This is a genomic window from Bacillus sp. N5-665, assembly GCF_022637375.2.
GTDB classification, from domain to species: Bacteria; Bacillota; Bacilli; order Bacillales; family Bacillaceae_G; genus Bacillus_A; species Bacillus_A wiedmannii.
This window is the reverse complement of the sequence record NZ_CP093324.1, coordinates 478,539-496,666: the sequence shown is the minus strand read 5'-3', so window position 1 is coordinate 496,666 and position 18,128 is coordinate 478,539. Positions and strand designations below refer to the sequence as shown.

At 30.9% G+C, this 18,128-nt stretch carries 18 protein-coding genes and 1 pseudogene; 2 read left to right on the top strand and 17 right to left on the bottom strand.

Translation table 11 applies throughout. The features are described from left to right. From MNO09_RS02160 to MNO09_RS02125, 8 genes and pseudogenes are all read right to left on the bottom strand, one after another. Positions 1–431 (bottom strand): annotated as a pseudogene (locus MNO09_RS02160) (hypothetical protein). 195 nt (positions 432–626) lie between these two features. Then, complete coding sequence (locus tag MNO09_RS02155) at positions 627–1,976, bottom strand: Sau3AI family type II restriction endonuclease (RefSeq protein ID WP_241949913.1); 1,350 nt, start codon at positions 1,974–1,976, stop codon at positions 627–629. A gap of 574 nt (positions 1,977–2,550) precedes the next feature. Then, complete coding sequence (locus tag MNO09_RS02150; RefSeq protein ID WP_070169589.1) at positions 2,551–3,018, bottom strand: GNAT family N-acetyltransferase; 468 nt, start codon at positions 3,016–3,018, stop codon at positions 2,551–2,553. A gap of 296 nt (positions 3,019–3,314) precedes the next feature. After that, complete coding sequence (locus MNO09_RS02145) at positions 3,315–3,644, bottom strand: nucleotide pyrophosphohydrolase (protein WP_070169588.1); 330 nt, start codon at positions 3,642–3,644, stop codon at positions 3,315–3,317. Positions 3,645–3,711: 67 nt separating this feature from the next. After that, a complete protein-coding gene (locus MNO09_RS02140; protein ID WP_070169587.1) occupies positions 3,712–4,074 on the bottom strand; it encodes a hypothetical protein in 363 nt (120 codons plus the stop codon). A 247-nt stretch (positions 4,075–4,321) separates the two neighbouring features. Next, positions 4,322–4,927 (bottom strand): hypothetical protein, encoded by a 606-nt coding sequence (locus MNO09_RS02135; RefSeq protein ID WP_241949912.1) that lies wholly within the window; start codon positions 4,925–4,927, stop codon positions 4,322–4,324. Continuing rightward, the gene (locus MNO09_RS02130) at positions 4,924–5,406 is read right to left on the bottom strand and encodes a hypothetical protein (RefSeq protein WP_000825893.1); all 483 of its coding nucleotides are present in this window, start codon (positions 5,404–5,406) and stop codon (positions 4,924–4,926) included. Before MNO09_RS02130 ends, MNO09_RS02135 begins: the two co-directional genes overlap by 4 nt. 403 nt (positions 5,407–5,809) lie before the next feature. Beyond that, the gene (locus MNO09_RS02125) at positions 5,810–6,103 is read right to left on the bottom strand and encodes an ArsR/SmtB family transcription factor (RefSeq protein WP_070169554.1); all 294 of its coding nucleotides are present in this window, start codon (positions 6,101–6,103) and stop codon (positions 5,810–5,812) included. 692 nt (positions 6,104–6,795) lie between these two features. Between MNO09_RS02125 and MNO09_RS02120 the strand changes: the two genes are divergently transcribed. Next, positions 6,796–7,209 carry a hypothetical protein gene (locus MNO09_RS02120; RefSeq protein WP_070169553.1) on the top strand — a complete coding sequence of 138 codons (414 nt, stop codon included), beginning with the start codon at positions 6,796–6,798 and terminating at the stop codon, positions 7,207–7,209. A gap of 76 nt (positions 7,210–7,285) precedes the next feature. Here the strand turns inward: MNO09_RS02120 and MNO09_RS02115 are convergent, their stop codons facing one another. The 8 genes from MNO09_RS02115 to MNO09_RS02080 form a co-directional block, all read right to left on the bottom strand. After that, entirely contained in the window at positions 7,286–7,501 is a 216-nt protein-coding gene (locus tag MNO09_RS02115) for an alpha/beta-type small acid-soluble spore protein (protein WP_070169552.1), read from the bottom strand. A gap of 165 nt (positions 7,502–7,666) precedes the next feature. Then, positions 7,667–9,424 (bottom strand): methyl-accepting chemotaxis protein, encoded by a 1,758-nt coding sequence (locus MNO09_RS02110; protein ID WP_070169551.1) that lies wholly within the window; start codon positions 9,422–9,424, stop codon positions 7,667–7,669. 329 nt (positions 9,425–9,753) lie between these two features. Beyond that, positions 9,754–9,930, bottom strand: coding sequence for a hypothetical protein (locus tag MNO09_RS02105; RefSeq protein ID WP_171902949.1), 177 nt, complete (start codon positions 9,928–9,930; stop codon positions 9,754–9,756). A 561-nt stretch (positions 9,931–10,491) separates the two neighbouring features. Then, positions 10,492–10,902: a hypothetical protein gene (locus tag MNO09_RS02100; RefSeq protein ID WP_070169550.1), complete on the bottom strand. Its 411-nt coding sequence runs from the start codon at positions 10,900–10,902 to the stop codon at positions 10,492–10,494. A 415-nt stretch (positions 10,903–11,317) separates the two neighbouring features. Beyond that, positions 11,318–11,731, bottom strand: coding sequence for a type VII toxin-antitoxin system HepT family RNase toxin (gene hepT, locus MNO09_RS02095; RefSeq protein WP_070169549.1), 414 nt, complete (start codon positions 11,729–11,731; stop codon positions 11,318–11,320). After that, positions 11,721–12,128 carry a type VII toxin-antitoxin system MntA family adenylyltransferase antitoxin gene (gene mntA / locus MNO09_RS02090; protein WP_046956012.1) on the bottom strand — a complete coding sequence of 136 codons (408 nt, stop codon included), beginning with the start codon at positions 12,126–12,128 and terminating at the stop codon, positions 11,721–11,723. The genes hepT and mntA overlap by 11 nt, the downstream gene beginning before the upstream one ends. Before the next feature lie 369 nt (positions 12,129–12,497). After that, entirely contained in the window at positions 12,498–12,845 is a 348-nt protein-coding gene (locus MNO09_RS02085; protein WP_070169548.1) for a YxeA family protein, read from the bottom strand. Between the two features lie 191 nt (positions 12,846–13,036). Then, complete coding sequence (locus tag MNO09_RS02080; RefSeq protein WP_241949911.1) at positions 13,037–14,677, bottom strand: S8 family peptidase; 1,641 nt, start codon at positions 14,675–14,677, stop codon at positions 13,037–13,039. Positions 14,678–15,017: 340 nt separating this feature from the next. Here MNO09_RS02080 and MNO09_RS02075 point away from each other — a divergent pair, with 340 nt between their 5' ends. Beyond that, on the top strand, positions 15,018–15,485 hold the full coding sequence (locus MNO09_RS02075; RefSeq protein ID WP_070169525.1) for an RsfA family transcriptional regulator: 468 nt from the start codon (positions 15,018–15,020) through the stop codon (positions 15,483–15,485). Positions 15,486–15,646: 161 nt separating this feature from the next. On the opposite strand, the gene MNO09_RS02070 is transcribed toward MNO09_RS02075, so the two are convergent. Next, positions 15,647–17,344 (bottom strand): helix-turn-helix domain-containing protein, encoded by a 1,698-nt coding sequence (locus MNO09_RS02070; protein WP_070169524.1) that lies wholly within the window; start codon positions 17,342–17,344, stop codon positions 15,647–15,649. Positions 17,345–18,128: the final 784 nt, after the last annotated feature.

Here is an 18,128-nt window from a genome sequence, read left to right as displayed (position 1 = left end):
TTATCTAAAAAGATAAGTGACTGGTTTATTCCCTTTATGAAAAGAAACAACAATCATGTATTTGTTCCTGTCCTTATTTTCAATTAGATTCGTCTTAACATATATGTCTACCGACTTATTTTGTCCCCAATTATCTAGCTCATATTGTGGACAGAAGATATACAATTTTTCATAAGCAAAATTTGGATTTTCATTTCAACTGCATAACAAAAATCATGTACTCCTATATTAAGAAGAATCTCTTTCACTTTACTAACATTAATCTTATAAGCCTCTAAAAATTCAATATTCTCTTTCCTTTTTTCATTTCGAGAAATCGTAAATCGATTATTTTTAATTAATTTTTTAAACTCTAATATGTACTGCTCAATCTCCCCGATTGTAAAATTAGTGTGCTTTTTTGTCTTCCTATTTTGAAAGCTAATGCGCATTAAAGTTCTTTCCCCTTTCAAATCATACCTCATATTTACTCGAATAACAACAAAAAAACGTATCAATTGATACGTTTTTTTGTTGATTAACAGTAAACTTCCATTCTCTCCTCTTATAATCAGAACGTTTATGTCGTCTACGAAACTTCTATATGATTGTTTTGCTGTAATTTAATTCGTAAATCAATTACGTATCTACTTTAGAATCACAGCTTCATTAAACTTCTGATGAATAAAATCTTTATTTAACATAAAGCATGTTTCTCTTGTATCATCAAAAAATCTCTCATAGCCCCCTGTACCACTTCCTTTTGTTGAAACAACCAATTTAAGCTCCTTTCCTACATCATGTGAAGCTTTAGGAAGTTTACGAATGTCCCCTGTTTCAATTGTCTCCTTTATCATGTTATAAGTTTTCTCAAACTCATCCACTTCTTCAGGAGTAAATGTAACCTTAAAAATTTTATCCAGAATCCTTTGGCCATTACCTAGCTTCTTACCATCTTTCTCTCCTAGATAACCTACATATATGAAAGTTACTTCCTCAAAGAATGTTTTCCAAGAAGACTCTTCCCAAGAATTTTCAAAATCTGCAAGTTGCAAAGTTCTGAACGTTGCTTTTTCTATAGGACTGTTATCCTCTCGAATTGGTATATTTTTAATTAGAAAATTAGATTTACTGAATACCTCATGCTTCTCTGGTAATTCCTTATCTGTACCTACTATCCTATTAGATACCATTTTACTAATACTGTTAGGAATTTTTTTAGCTGGATCACGCTTCTCAAAAAGATTTAATATATCTAATTGATTCATCCCCTTATACGGTTTTAGTTGATTCCAAATGTATCCTTCAGGTGTGACAAATACATTAGATTTTTCACCTCTGTCCATTCTTTCTACATGGCTTCTCAAAACACCACGAAAGAAAGAATTTTTTAAGGAAAATGCTCTTGTAGGTGCAGAGATTTCCGAATTAGGCTGTTCTGCTTTTTGTCCTTTCTGTCCTTTTGTGGCCGCCCCTAGAATAACGGTATCGCCCTCAGACAATTTATGAGCAAGTCCTTCTAGCACTTTTTGCTTTATTGTATAAAAATCATTTCGGATTATTGCTTCATCTTGCGACATATCATAGAGTTGAAAATCTCGAATTATAAAATCTCCATACGGAACACCTTTCATATATTCGTACCAAATAATTAGCAACTTTTTGTTCTTAGAAACAACTTTGCTAAACTCATATTCTTCATGAATAATATTTTTATAGTTAATCATGCTTAAAGAAATTCTTTCCTTTGCCGACCATGATCCATTTCGAAGTTTATTAAAACCAGAAACTTTCAACTCAATTCCTAATTCCCCAAAGTCTGCCTCAGGACTATTATTTAATTCATAATCATAAAATCCTGTCTCAACAACCTTACCTAGTATTCCTTTATCGTTACTATTTCCTTGTAAGATTCCTTTTGTATCAATTTCTTTAAAACTCTTCCCAATAATTCCTTCCGTAAATGCTAATAATTGTTCCTCTGTTTTAAATTTCATACTCATCCCCACCTATCTTTCATTATTATTTAATTAATAAAACTGTACAATGAATTATTCATACATAAAAAAACTATATACCCCTCCTAATTCCCTTATATACAAATAAATTATTCGTCATGGTTCTCCCCTTATATAAATTTCCTTTTTTAATCTGTTATTGTATACAGAAATACATTTTCATACTTGTTTCACCCAAAACAAAAAGGGCTTCCTCAAGTCGATTAATTGTGCACAGCAAAATAAGCTATTTACACTAATCGGCTCAAAGAAGCCCTTTCAAAATTAAAGTAAGAACAAAACTTACTTCTACAACTCAACCACAACACATAAGGTGTGGGAATAAACAGAATCAAGTAAACTAATAATATACCTATATATTACAAAAAAAGTATATTTATATCAAGATATTTTCAAAAACTATAATGCTACTATTTTTCTATCCATTTACTTAAACGTTTCTAAATAATGACTTTTAACTTTTATTTTCTTCTAAATAAAAATAAGATCACTATAGTAGCGCAATGCTATTATTATAGTGATCCTATTTTTATTTAAACTTTCATTATATAGATTAGCTATTAGATAAAAGAAAAAATTCTTTTTCAAATCCTGTATTCTCCCAAAAATTCAATGCCAAGTTATTAGCTAAGTCAACATAGACATGAATCAAAGAGACATTTTCTTGATTCAACCAATTGCTCAAATTTCCAACTAAATTTTGCGCAATTTGCTGCCTCCTATACTCTGATTTCACATAAACTTCCTCTATTTGACCATATAACATATCTGTAACCAGATCTTGTTTTATTGAACCAATTCCATAACCAATTAGATTATTAATTTCATCAGTTACTACAAAAACTGCACCATATCTTGATTGAATCAGTTCCACTAATTGCTCTTTAATCCCTTTTTTATGACTTTCCTCTAATTCACAATCTGCAGTTTCTATTGCGTTTAAATTCCATAATTCTATTATTTCTTTTATACTCTCTCGATTGTCTATTTTTTTATCTAGTTTTTTAATACTAATTTCCATTTTAACTCCTCCCTTGTAAGTTTCTACTAATATATTGTAATAAATTATGTCTGGCAAGTTAAACCAAGTTGATAAAATACAATCTTAATGTGAATACTTGATAATTTCAGTCAACCACATTATTTCTATAAAATAAAAGAAGCTACCTTATTCTCGGTAACTTCTTATCATCATTAAACTATCCCTACCATGCCCTTCAAATGTCCGTAAATACTTTAGTATCCTACTCAAATATAACCACAATTAGGCCCTTATACAGACTTATTAAATAATATATATAAAATGAAATTTATCTTCTATAGTTCATTATACTTTTTATTTTTTCCAAATGCTTTTTCTATAGGATATTTTTCAGCATTCTTTATTAACTTAGAGCGTACTGCCTCTTCTAAGTCTATATTTAATTGATCACTTAGCAGAAGCAAGTAAATCATTACATCAGCTATTTCTTCTTTCATTTCCTGCATTTTAGTCTCCGTTGCTTCTTGACTGGACTTCCATTGAAAAGTCTCAAGCAATTCCGCAGCTTCTAAATTCAATGAAATGGCTAAATCCTTTGCATTATGAAATTGTCTCCAATTTCTCTCATCTCGAAATCTTATTACTTCCTTCTTTAAATCTTCCATTACTATTAATCTCCTCTCTATTTCTTACTATCTTTTCAAACTAGAACACATTATATGTAGAGTCCTACTAATTAACCTTAACCCAGATATAATCATCCTCATATTTAACATTTAATTTTAATCGGATTCCTTTCATATATGTTTCTAATTGTTTTGTAAAATTCTCATCACCGATTTGATCATATCTGTCAACATCTAAATGTAACTTGAAGATACGCCCTTCCGTTAACTCAAACTCCCATTTCAGAAAATTATGTAGCATACTTTCCTTACTCAAGTATTCATTAACTTCCATAAATTCTAGTAGCTCATATAAATTATAGTACAATAAGCTACTCGGCCTAGGCATTTCACATTTCGGGCAATATTCTCTATATCTATCTTGCAGTTGCGTAATTATTTCTGTTCCACATTGATTACAATTATACATATAGCAATCTCCTTTAATGGATAACTCAATTGGTCTCTCCTATATTTTTTACTCTCCTAAAATTATATATTATACTATCAGGTTTTTACATATTATTCCCATCCTACTTAAATTAAGCACTAAAAAACCTTCCATTAAGGAAGGTTTTTTAGTCTATATATCTATTTGATAGTAACCTAATAATTAATATTGTTTTAAGAAAGTTTCTCATCGCTTATTAATCAAAATGAAAGCTATCATCCTATTATTAATCTATAGATTCAAATTCAGAGAATAAGCAATTAAATAAAGTGACCTTATTACAAGAAATATATTCTGTTTCTATACCTTCTAATGTAGTATTTAATAACTCTTTAGAGATATAACTAAACCCTTTTTTATCCATAAAAATTTTAGTCTCTTCTAGGAGTTCAACGTATTGTCCACTATCACTTATATTATTAAATTTCCATTCGTCTGTTTCTATGATATAGCTAGTTTCTTCTAACATACAGTAATAATAATCTCCAAGTAAACTAATAAAAATCCTTAAATCCACTCTTTTTCCGCCTAATAATTTAATTAACTCAATATCATCATCTAAGATTTTCTGATTACTGTGAGCTAAAACCTTATATTCTAAACACTGACTATTAGGTAAATCAGTCCAATTAACAACTGCATTATTAGAGTATATTTTTTGAAACTCAGTATACCAAATTTTATCTATATTATCTTCTTGACTATTTTGCTTTAAACAAAGTAATCTCTCATTTGGCTTTAAAATTTTTACTGATGATTTATCCGTAGGTCTTTCATAAGAAAAAAATGAATCTACTGTATTTAAAATATCACTTTTAGTAATTATACTCATTTTCTATTATCACCCTTGTTAAATCTCTTATCTGTTAGTAATTTTTTTGCCTTTTTCGCATCTTTATTTCCTTTTTTAGCTAAATCTTCAATCTCCTTCACAGTTTTATTTTTCATTGACCCTGGAAATTCCTTATTAATAGCACCTTTTTTATATTTACCAATGACATCTTGTGCTTTCATTCCAGAAATACCAACAGCAGATCCAATTGTAACTAATTTACCTGCTTTCCATACCTTATGAACTACTTGTGCGCCTCTAGCTCCCCAAATAATCACAGGAATGGCTAATGGGAATGCAAATCGTTCTACTTGATTAAATTCTGCCACTTCAATTTTACTATCTTCTACTGTTTCTACACTAATAACCGGTACATTATCTAATTCATGAGTCGCTGCTTGCGTACTCATAGAAAATGATGTAGTTAATAGAGAAAATGCTGAAATACCTAATAATGATTTTGCTAATAACCTTTTCATAACAGCCTCCAAATATTCCTATTTTTACCTTACATGTAAATTTTACGATTTATTAGGAAGTGACTTCAAGTCTGTTTATTACTAAAATAATTTGTTATAATTCTTATAAGAAAACTCAGTTAATACAGTAGGTTTATTATTTCTAAAGAAAATAATAAACCTACTCCACATTTTCCTATGAATTAGCTAAATTCCATCAATATAGGCACCCCAAATAACATAAACATAATGATAAGATCTATTGAAAACAAATTAGTAGATTTTATTTCATTACACTCCTTTGAGAGGTACAGAAATTCTACGGACAATATTTTCTTATTTACACAGTAATCCTCACAAAATAAAATTATTATATATAAAGTTTCCTACTTAATAACCGGAAACTTTTTTGCTTTTTATTAACCTACAAGCCTAAAATTCCAACAATCTGCCGAGCCTTAACATTATCTATATAATAATGCATCTCTAATCCCTTTCTTTCTGCACGAAGTACGGTTCCCCTTAATTTTGATAGATGCTGTGAAACAGTAGATTGTGGGAGTTTTAATATTTCCGTTAACTGCGTAACATTACACATTTGATGTTTCATTAATTCATTTACAATTTGTAATCGAACCGGATGTGCCATTACCTTTAAAACATCTACGTCTTCTTCGCGGATTTCAACTAGATCTCTATCAGTTACTACTGTTTTCATTTCGCATTCTCCTTTATTATTAATTTCTACTTTTCTTATTATCCTTATAAATAGTACTTATAGATGTTTACCATTTGTCCTGTTGAGAAAATATATTCTCTTCTTAAAACAAAAAGGACACCTATTCTGAAAACAGTTTTTTACATAACTTTGAACTATGATTAACACGCTTTACTAAGCAAAAATATTTCTTCTATCCCTTGTTTAAAGTAAATAAAAAATTCTGCTTATGCCTTCCCATCCTGAAAAATTAAAAGGCAGTATCTCCCATCTCAAACTCTACAAAATAATCATTTTATTTCTCAATATGAACACCTGGAATTAAAATACCAAAAATGGTAATATGAAGTCACCTTCAGTTGTCAATTGTGTCCCTTTTTGAAAGGCCCTGTCTATAATGACAAGGCCTTTTAAATTTCCCTAAATATACTTTCTATTTCGTTTTCTTTTAAATAACCAACGTATGTAAAAATCAGCTACCATCTCATTCATAGTTTTGAAAATTTGTTCTCTCCTTATTTAAGAATACTTTAAACTTCGGATAGATTACCTTATATCGACATCTTATGTATGCAGAATTACATATCAAATCTCATTGAAAATCATTCTCATTGTAACTATAATGGTTTCAAGAAGTGATATTTTCACTTCGTTTTCAAATCTCACAATTTATTAAAGGAGGAACTAGCATTATGAAAAAAGTTATTTTAGCAGGGGCATTAGGAATTGCAGTACTATCAGGTATGAATTTACCAGGAGCAGAGGCACCAAAAGCAAGTGCGGCAACTACGAACTTAGACATTCAAGAAGTTACAAAATATTACTCTATGAGTTCGTATGAAGTTTCTCAAAAAGAATCATTTAATCTTAGTAAAGGGGAAGAACTTACGGTCTTTGTACAAAATTCCGGGTTCCCAATTTCTTATACAGTCTTTGATGCGGATGATCAAGTAATTGGCACATACAATGCTAATTCACCATACGGTCGCGTATTCAAAGCACAAAAAGACGGTAATATTTCTGTTCAATTTCAAGCAGGAGTAAATTCTTCTTACATGAAGAAGATGAATTTCACAGCCAAATTTGCAGTGTCTAAATTTAACTAGCAATAAAAATTTTCACTATCCTCATTTAAAGGCAAATTAAAAAGGTATATCCCTTCTATGGGATATACCTTTAACTTTAGTGAATTTTATATTGACCAGATAACTGCTCTTGCGCCATACGAACTAAACGTTTTGTAATTTCTCCACCTACTGAACCATTTGCTCTTGCTGTTGAATCTGGTCCAAGTGTAACACCAAACTCCTGAGCAATTTCATACTTCATTTGATCAATTGCACTTGCTGCAGCTGCTATTAAGATTTCGTTTGAATTATTATTTTCGCGAATTTGCATTTTTTAAACACCTCCGTTGAATTTGGTAATATCATGCTCTATTTCCAACAAAATATGCAAAAAATTTATTCGCTTAGCCATTTTACATATATACCTAAGCTTTCACTCTTTATATGGGAATAAATAAAGGCATAGGTCATACCTATACCTCCCCCTTCTCCTATCCTACTTACTTTTGAATTCCCCTATTAACTCCTGTAACTCTTGGGAGAGCCAATTTAAAGAATTCGCCAACTCTGCAATATCTTGTACATACTGTTCTTGCTCTTTCATACTTATCTCTACATTACTACTGCTATTCACATATGTATTTGCAATGTATGATAATTCATTTAAAATCTGAACAATAGCTTGATTATCTTTTAAAATGTCACTTGAATTATTCGAAGTCGCTTTAATTTGATTTGTAACAGATTGTGCAGATTCTGAAATCTTTTTAAAGAAAGCACCACTATTTTGAACAAGTGTTATTCCTAATTGCACTTCCTTTGAACTCTTCTGTATGGATCTTACAGCCTCCTCTGCTTCAGCTTGGGTTTCACCAATTAATTTCGCTATATCCCTTGCAGATGCCTCGGTTTTTTCCGCTAATATACGCACCTCATCCGCAACAAATGAAAATCCTTTCCCCACCTCTGCAGCACATGATGCTTCAGTAGAAGCATTTAAAGCTAATAAACTTGTTTGATTTGACATAGTTGTAATTACAGTAAGAATTTCACTAATTTCCTTAGATCGTGCTTCTAATGCATACATACTAGAAGATACATCTTGAACTGTATCTTGGATTCTTTTCATTTGATTCACAATTTGCTTAATCAAATCTTTTCCTTCTCCAGAATGCTGTTCCATGTCTTCCGAAGCATTCCTAACTTGTTTTGCAGCTCCTGTAATTTCTTTCATCTTACTTTCCATTTCTTGAACAATTCCTAAACATTTTTGCACTACATATTCATGAGAATGTGCTTCTAAATTTAATCCTGTAATAGCACTTGCAATTCCTTTAAAGGCTATGCTATTCTCTTTTGTACTTACCGACAATTCCTGTGAGGATGTTGAGACTTGTTCAGCAGTCTGCCTTACTTTATCTATAATCCTATTAAACTTTTTAATAGTGTTATTAAAATAGATATTAGTTATCCCTATATCATCAGACCTTTCATTCAATTTAATACTTAAATCCCCTTCACCAACTTTACGTAACCTTTCTTGTAAATCCTTTAAAGGCGATAGAGATTTTCGTGAGATGAATATTTGAATTGTAATTGCAATTGTTAATGAAATGATTATAAATAGTAAACCGTGCACTATAAATTCTTTCTTTGTAAGAGGAATAATAGAAGCGTCTAAATCCGCTGCAACAATTGCAATTATATTATTATTTTCATCAGTAATTGGCTCTAAAATTGTTACCCATGTACCTAGTACATCTTCATACACTTCTGTCATTTGTGCCTGTTTCGTTTTCATTACTTGGTTGTATGTCTTCTTCCAATGAGTAGGATGCTCATAATAGTCACCTGTTTTTACAGAACCTAGTTTTACAGAAACCGTATCTGCTAATTCTGTATCCAAAGCTACTAATTGTAATTCTGCTTTATCATTTAGCTTGGCCCCTGTAACATATGTTTGTCCGACACTTTTCATATTTTTTATAGCTTTATCTAATTGCTCTGTCAATTTTTCTTTCTTCACTCTTTGTGCTGTGGGGTCTTTTGCTACATCTCTTACTATTTCCAGATCTAATTGATTTATTAATGTATCTCCTGTTTCAAAAGACTGCCTTTCAAATATAAACATCATACTATTTTGAAACATGTTAAAACTTAACGCCCCCATACTTCCCACAAGCGTCAGAATTACTGATACCGTTAGTAATACATTTTTCTGAAGCAACGATAGCTTATGCCAATATTTTTTCATTGATTTCACCTTTCTTATTTTCAACAATACAAAAACAAAGTAGTAACTTATTAAAAGGTTCTATTTCTGTTATTAACTTAAACATTAAAATAGCATACTTGTCTTTCAATCAAACGTTCCAATTTTTTTGTTTGATAGAATTTCTTTCCTTTTATACTGATAGTTTCACTATAATCGAAAGAATAATTTAACTAATCTAATAATTTATGTATACAAATACAAAAAGCATGATGACATTGTAATCAGCATTAAAATGCAGCTAATTTTCAACACCCTTTTATATAGCAGAACTAAAGAAATAATAGTTATGACACTATTGAATAATAATGCTAAAGTTTAATTTCTATTTTTTGAAGCCAATTCTGATCTATTGCACAAATATCAGTTTTCCCATTTGCAATCTCCTCTTTTATATATCCAGCTGATTTTGGAAATCTATTAGTAGGAAGACGTTTACCTTCTACTACTTCACCTTTTCCATTTGTACTGATACCTTCTAGATCCATTATGTTAAGTGTTAGTTTTAGACAAAGAAAAGAATTCTTAAGCTCTCATCTTTGGCGATCTTTATCTCGCACAACAAAAACAAACTGGAAAGTTCCTTCCAGTTTCCTATTTTATAACTATTTTCCTTATTTTTCTATAACATTTTAATATCTACTTGTACAAAGTAAACCTAAACTCTTTTAGCCTAATCCAATTTATTTCTTCAATTCTCTTAAAGTCGTATGAAATAGCACAATCAGTAAATTCTTATTACGAAACTTTTGTATAAAAAAATACTAAAGGACATACTCCTACAATATAAGCCATGGATGTAATTGTAGTACGATTTTCATCAGTAATAAACGTACACATGTTAAACAAAAAAGACTCGATTATTTATACCACATACATTCTTTTAGTATACATCCAATACTTTTTTCTTATATTCTACATCGTCAGTGACTCTAATTTTACCCATAGAAAAATCCCCTCCATAGTAAATAGGTTAATGTGTTTTCTTTTTCCTATCTACTATGAGGGGAGTATAGCATACTAAAGGTAGCTTCTTTTTTGTAAAAGATCTAAGATTCTAGTGCCGTAATTAATTTCTGACGTTCTTTATCTCTAAAAATTTTAATTTCATGTTTAAACTCATAATTTCCTGCTTCAAATCTAACCCATTCCTTACTTGTCCAATATATAACATCTACATTCGCATCTAAAATTACAGAACATATGTCTACTAATTCTCCCTCATAAAATGGCGCTTCTTTCGCTAGTTCAAAAGCTAGTACTTTTGGATCCTTACTTTTAATTTGAAGTTCCCTTGAAGTTTGCCCTAAATACTGCCATGGGGAATGTAGAGATTGCACATGAATATTTCGAGTTTCTTTAAACTGTGATAGAGAATGTATTGTAGCAGCAAATGTAGGTTTGCTCACTCCTGTTGTTGTGCCTAAAGCAATAGAACCAATAATAAGTTTTTTAATCATTTTTTCAGCCCCTTTAATTATTTTGGATATGCTTCATTTTTATACTACGTCCATGTTCGTGTAAATGAAGATGATTTGACATGATTCATCATTCTTTTCAAAAACTGTATATTAATTAACCTTTATAAATTTATCCGAAAACAAAAAAGTTTCCATAAGGAAACTTTTTATTTTGGGTATACATTATATGTATACAAATTAATTTTGAAAATATTTACTTATTTGTTGATAAAATTGTATATGGATATTATTCCTAATATTATCTACAAGCATCTCATGCTAAGCTTCACTACAACATAAACAAATTCATCTTATGCCCGCGTTTCTTCTTACGAAATTAAGTGATTGTTTCAATAGCTGGTTTGGGAATCATAGAATTACTTTCTTTCTCAGCTCTATTATTCTGTTCTTTCGCCTAAAATTCCAATATCCCCATTACTTCTTTCGTAAATAGTTTAAAATCAGTTAAATGTTTTTCAATAATTTGACGAACAATATCTAAATTTACACTTTGATAATCATGAACAGCAATATTACGAAATCCAACCATTGCCTTTAACTTATTTGCTAGCTCAGCGCTAAGTAATCCTGCTGTAACCAATAAATCAAAGGCCTCTCGACTAGATTGGGGTAGTCCTAATTTTTTCCCTGCAACAATATGCATCGCTAAATCAATACTTGCTTCACAAGCTCTTTGTATGTTCAATATTATTGAATCTTGTTTTGTAAAATCCTCTAAATTTTCAGGGTCATTTCCATACACATCTTGTATTCTTTTTATACAACGCTCTACTGTAGAAATTTTATTTAAAATAACCTCATTCTTCATATATAGAACCTCTTTTCTTTATATCATCAAATACTATCTGTCGTTCTTCATTCAATTTTGAATACATTTTTAAGGTTTTCATTTCAAAAATGACCTTACGTCTTTCATCCGAACAAAATATTGTCTTTCCTGTATGTATAATCTGAGCTTGAAAAACTGTAGAAGCTTCGGATAAATCAACTAAATCAACATCTTTATGAACAATGTTAGCTAACTCCTGTGCTAATAAAAAACGTTCATAGTTCCCTAAAGTTGTGTCACTTAAATAAGCTATATCAATATCACTATCTTCTCGTTCTCTGTTCTCAGCCGTTGATCCAAACACAATTATCCAATAGGGATTCACCGTCTCTTGTAATTTTTCTATAATAGCTGTTATCATGCTTTGAAAAATCATCTAATTAATCCCCCTTATTATACTTGAATTTTATTATATCATAACCAATCATAAATCCTTTAAACGACTACAAATACTTAAACAAAATTAAGCCTTTTTAGTATTTAACTCCTCACAAAATTAGAAGCTTATTCCTGACCTAAAATTATTATAGTTCAGGAGTAGATATATTGTAGCTTTAGATCTTAAATAATTGTTAATAATCCAACACTTGTCTGTTAAATGCCTTTTATATTTCCTTCGTACAAAAGTAAAAGACTGACAATAACTGTCAGCCTCTTACTTTTACAACTCTATAGAACTTTAGCCCATTTCACAATATACATTCTAATAGTTTGAGGATATATTGCTCTAACAAAGAATTATTTATTAATCCACCTTTAATTTTTCTTTTACCTTTGTAGGGAGTTCGTCTTTTTTAACTTCTTCCCAAGATTTCACACCTTTTTTCTCAGAGTAATATATACGTAAAAACGCTTTTTTACGAAGGTTTTTTAACGCTGTAAACTCCATTTCTTTCTCTTTACCATCCTTATCAAATCCAGGTAATTTATATTCGTAAGTCGTATCCCCATTTACATTTTTCTCTTTTAATTTTTCACCATCCTTGGTAATTTGCACATAATATGTATCTGTACCAAGACGATTTAAATTACACCCCGATAACAACACAGTAAACATCACAAAAACACTACACATAAGCACTATTCGTTTCATATTATTCACCTCATATCTTTTCTCACAAAAATTATATCCTAATCTATTGGCTGCCAAAATTCATTTCCATTACGCTAACATTACGTTTTTGTAAGGTAGTAAAAATAGCATAATTAAAAGGATATGAATTCATATCCTTTGTTCTTATTGAGTAAACTATTTTGCCTCATTCTTAATAGAAGATATTTCTATTATTCTGGGAAAATGAAGTTAGAGTTTCCTTCACTATTATCGGAATCCTCTTTCGGGAACGTAATAGTAGAACCTCCATTCCCTTTATTTATTTCTTGCTCCTCAGGAAATACAATGGAAGAATCATTACCTAAGTTTGGTGAAAAACCAAGTTTAGATAAAATGGCTTTTAAGTCAGGTAAAACACCAATTTTATCATTAATTGGATCATTAGATTTCGTTCCGGTACTAGAATCACTTAAAATATCCCTAAGCTGGCTTGGTGTATATACCTTTCCCTGATTATTTTTTGCAATTCCTTGAATTGATGCTGCAGCACCAGCAATAATAGGTGATGCGCTAGATGTTCCACTAAAGCTAGAAGTATATAGATTTGTTGTAAATTCACTTGGTTTAGCATCTGTTGTATCTACTGCATTCCCCCATCCATACACATCCACTCTACTACCATAATTAGAGAAATATGAACGCTTATGAGGAACTCTTGCAGAAGCTGCCCCAACCATAATTGCCCCTGAATCTTTAAAATCAGGACTATTACGATTTAAAACTTGTTTACCATTACGGTCTCTAAATTGATCTAAATCATTTCCGCCGTTTGAACCTGCTTCAATAATAATAATTCCCTTATTTGTTCCCAGACGAATTGCATCAAATATATCCGGTTTTACTTCTACAGGAAAATAATTCTTATCTCCATATCCTTCGTAAGTTGCTTGAGCTTCTAATAAAAGAATATCTCCAGCTTGCATATTGTTAACTGCACTTAATATAGCATCAGCTGTATTATAATTTCCGTTATCCCTGAACTGAGATACAACCTTTACCTTAGCTTTCGGTGCAATTCCAATTCCACCTATGTTATTATCTTCTGCCGAAACAATCCCTAAGACTGAAGTACCATGATCATGGTGTTCAATCCTATTCTGTCCGGATATTAATTCAATCTTTTGATTCACTAAATCCTCATGACTAAATAACCACCCATACTCCATATCTACGAAAGTAGTTCCTTTTCCATCTCCACCTTTTATGCTCCAGGCATAAGGTGCATTAATTCCTAATGGCGCTGGTTCAAGGTAACCTTGTCTTGTTAGTCTAGGCTCATCATATGGGTTAACAGATAAATTTGGCAAACGCTCTTCTGGTGGTACTTCTTCTTCCTGTAGATACGCCGTTTCAACAAGAGATGATTTCTCAATTTTTGTAAGTAATGCTTGTACATCAATATCATCTTGAGTTTGTACAATATAATAGTTTAGCAAATTAGAAGAAATGTGATCTGAATCTTTTATTTCTTTACCTAGATTTTTAATTTCTTTAGGATTTAAAGAACTAAAAAGTCGATTTATAGTTACATTTGGGTATTGAGCTAAAATCTCAATTAAGTCAGGATCTAGTTTTTCTTCCTTAATGAATTTTTCTATCCCATCCTGATATGGTAAATTCGCTTTATTTTTAAATTTCAAAACTAATTGTTTAGTAACCTGCTTATGTACATTAGAATTTAATTGCTTATTTGAATTATTATAAGTAGCTGCATAGGCAACTTCTGATTTTTCACTTGAAAGTATTCCGCCCACCCCATTAAATGCTGTTAATGCAATTGAAGAAACTAGAATTCCCTTAAAAATTTTCAAAACGTGCACCTCTTTTAATTAATATATGATTATAAAAAAATGTATATTACCTAATTTCTTTTTATAAAAACGTTTTATATGTAAGACTATATTTTCAGCTCCATTCATTCTTTAATATTTGTTTATACATCACTAATACAACTAATTCATGCTAATCCAATCTATTAATTCAGTCGCATAGCTGTAACTATTATAGTTACAGCTATAGTGAATAGTCAACCTTATATGTAATTTTGCATTGAAAATAATACTTACCCCTAATTATTTTAAGAGAGATTGAGCTTCTATCATTTTAAGTAACTGCATATATGTAATATAAAACATATATGGGGGTTAAAACGTGGTAATTTCAAGACAAGATTCCTGGACTAATGATAACGATTTACTTCTCGCATCAACAGTACTTCAGTATATTCGTAACGGTGGAACACAGTTAGCTGCATTCAAAGAAGTAGCAAAACTACTAGCTAGGACACCTTCTGCTTGCGGATTCCGTTGGAATTCATACGTGCGAAAACAATACGAAGAAGAAATACAACAAGCAAAACAAAACCGAAAAGAGGGAAACAACATTCCTCTCTCCCAACCAGAAAAAGAAACAAACTCTTTGTCTATGACATTAGATGATATTATTCTCTTTTTACAAAATTATAAAGAAGCGGATGAATTGACAAATTTACAAAATCAAATTGAAAATTTAGAAGCAGAGAATCAATCTCTTCTACAACGTATAACTATGTATGAAGAAGAGTATCGTATGTTACTGAACCATATCGATAAGACAAGAAATTTAATTGCAGTGGATTAAACAGCATAACTATATTGACTTTCCAGTGGGGCCTTCGCCCACCAAAACCACCATTAACAAAGAAAATTCAGACTCTTATAATTGGTAATAAGTAAAATACACATACATAATGTATGTGTATTTTTAATTGGACTATTATTAAAAGAAATATTTAGTCTATGTTACATCTTTTCTAATATTTCTTGTCTTTCACACCATTTCGTTAGCTTTTCTAGTGCTTTTTTAGATAAACGTTTTGTTTTATAATTACAAAATCTAGATAATGTAGACGGAGAAATACTAATTTCATCTGCTATTTCACGAATGCTTACCTTTTTTTCATTGTGTACTTTCAGTATTTGATCACGGATCTTTTTCTCTATTTGTTCGACTGATTCCACAGTCTTCTTTATTTCTTTAACAACTGTTACTTCAGGTAATTGTTCCTGAGGTTCTTCTATACTCTTCTTTCCAATTACCCTATCCATTGATTGCAGCATTTCCTCAGGAGGTAAAATCGTTATTCCTAAGTTAGTGTAATAATTTTTAAACCAATTACGTTTCCCAATTTGTTGTTCATCCAGCGGATCACTATACTCCCAATGAGAGATTACTTTCTCATTTTCCAAATCCATTAGAACATTTTCTAGCTGTTCCTTAATACGATTCGGCTTCCAATCTTTTGGAATATCCATTACTGCTAGTAATCCCTTGTCCCCTCCTATAGAATAAGGCTTTTTCAATGATGAATACATTTGCCTAATTCTCCATTGCCACGTTAAATATCGAATTAACCTTTTATGATATTTATGTCTATAACTATTATATTCAAGTGCTTTTTTAGACAATAACGCCGTTGTATTATTTGATCCATATAAGTAATTAGTTAAAAAGCTGCCTGGCTTAATACGACAAGACTCAATACCCATATACTCATTTGTAACACTATGTCTCCACAATACAACCGAATCTAATACGAATAATCTCTTAACAACCTCACGCTTTAATTCTAGTCGTTCTCCTTCATCATCGCGGTCATTTAATACTACAACCTCATTTTCATCATTTAAATAGATAAAAATACTCGCTAAAGCAGCAATTCTCTTTGCTATTTTAATTTTATCTTCAGCTCGATAATATTCTTTATTTTTAACGACTGTCTTTGGAATGTTGCACATTTCTAAAACTTGCTCATATGAAAAATCAATAAACTCATCTGGAGATTTTGCTTCGTTGATCCACTGTATTGTAATTGCATCTAAACAATCTGCCGTTAAATCATCCATATTACTCATTACATCATCAACAAGGGTATTCCATCGGGCAGCTTCTTCAATATTTGTAAGTCTTAAATCCTCGTCTTTATGTGAAGAAAGTTGAGCCATCCCATTAGAAGACTTCGTTTCAATAGGATATTGTAAAACTTTGGTATTGTCATCCTCTTCAAATTGATTCTTTGCAATTCCATCTCTTAATTTATAATAAACAGCAGAGTTATTTACCTCATAATAATCCTCGTGGTTTACTATGTTGGTCTCTTCTATATTTTGATCATTTTCTAATATTATGGAACTTGAAGATGCTACATTTTGAAATTCTTTGTCTATAAATCCTTCAATTTCTTTATATATTTCTTCCTTATAGGAATCAATTTTGGCATAAATTTGTACTAATGTAGTACCGGATTCTTCCTTTTTTTCTAGCCAAGACACTAATGCAGTAAATGATGGGGAAGCATGAGGTGAGGTTAATACTTTATTATTATTGTTTTCAACATCTTTAAAGTATGCATTCCACTTATTCCATACTAGCTCATTCGTTTTATAAATTGGCTCAGAGATTAGCAAGGCATCTCGAAACATTTGTAATAAGTTATCCACTTTATATTCCTCCCTAAACCATGGATCACAACAAAGTAGTTTTTATCATAAATTCTTTACTACTATTTTATTTAATACATTGTAACAGATATTTATAAGATTTTGCGTCTTTCTTTCCATAACTCCTCATTTTGCAACATGTTTGTTCGTTCTTTTTCCTACTCTTCTTTACTTGCATTCCTTTTGCGCTTTGCTTTCCTTAACTCCTCATCTTACAACACGTTTGCTCTTTCTTTTTCCTATCTCTCCTTACTTACATTCCTTTTGCGCTTTGCTTTCCCTTATATTTCTCAACTTGCACACTTTTTGCGCTTTGCTTTCCTTAACTCCTCATCTTGCAACACGTTTGCTCTTTCTTTTTCCTATTTCTTTCAACTTGCACACTTTTTGCGCTTTGCTTTCCTTAACTCTTCAACTTGCAACACGTTTGCTCTTTCTCTTCCCTATTTCTTTCAACTTGCACACTTTTTGCGCTTTGCTTTCCTTAACTCTTCAACTTGCAACACGTTTGCTCTTTCTCTTCCCTATTTCTTTCAACTTGCACACTTTTTGCGCTTTGCTTTCCCTAACTTTTTAACTTGCAACACGTTTGCTTTTTCTCTTCCCTATTTCTACTCAACTTGCAACACGTTTGCGGTATCCTTTCCCTATTTCTTTCAACTTGCAACAGTATAATTTATTTCTCAACCAAGTAATTTAAAAAAAATCATGTCATTTTAAAGTTATTAAGCTATTTTTCTCATATTTTGAATAAGTTACATACATAAAATGCAACATGTTTGCG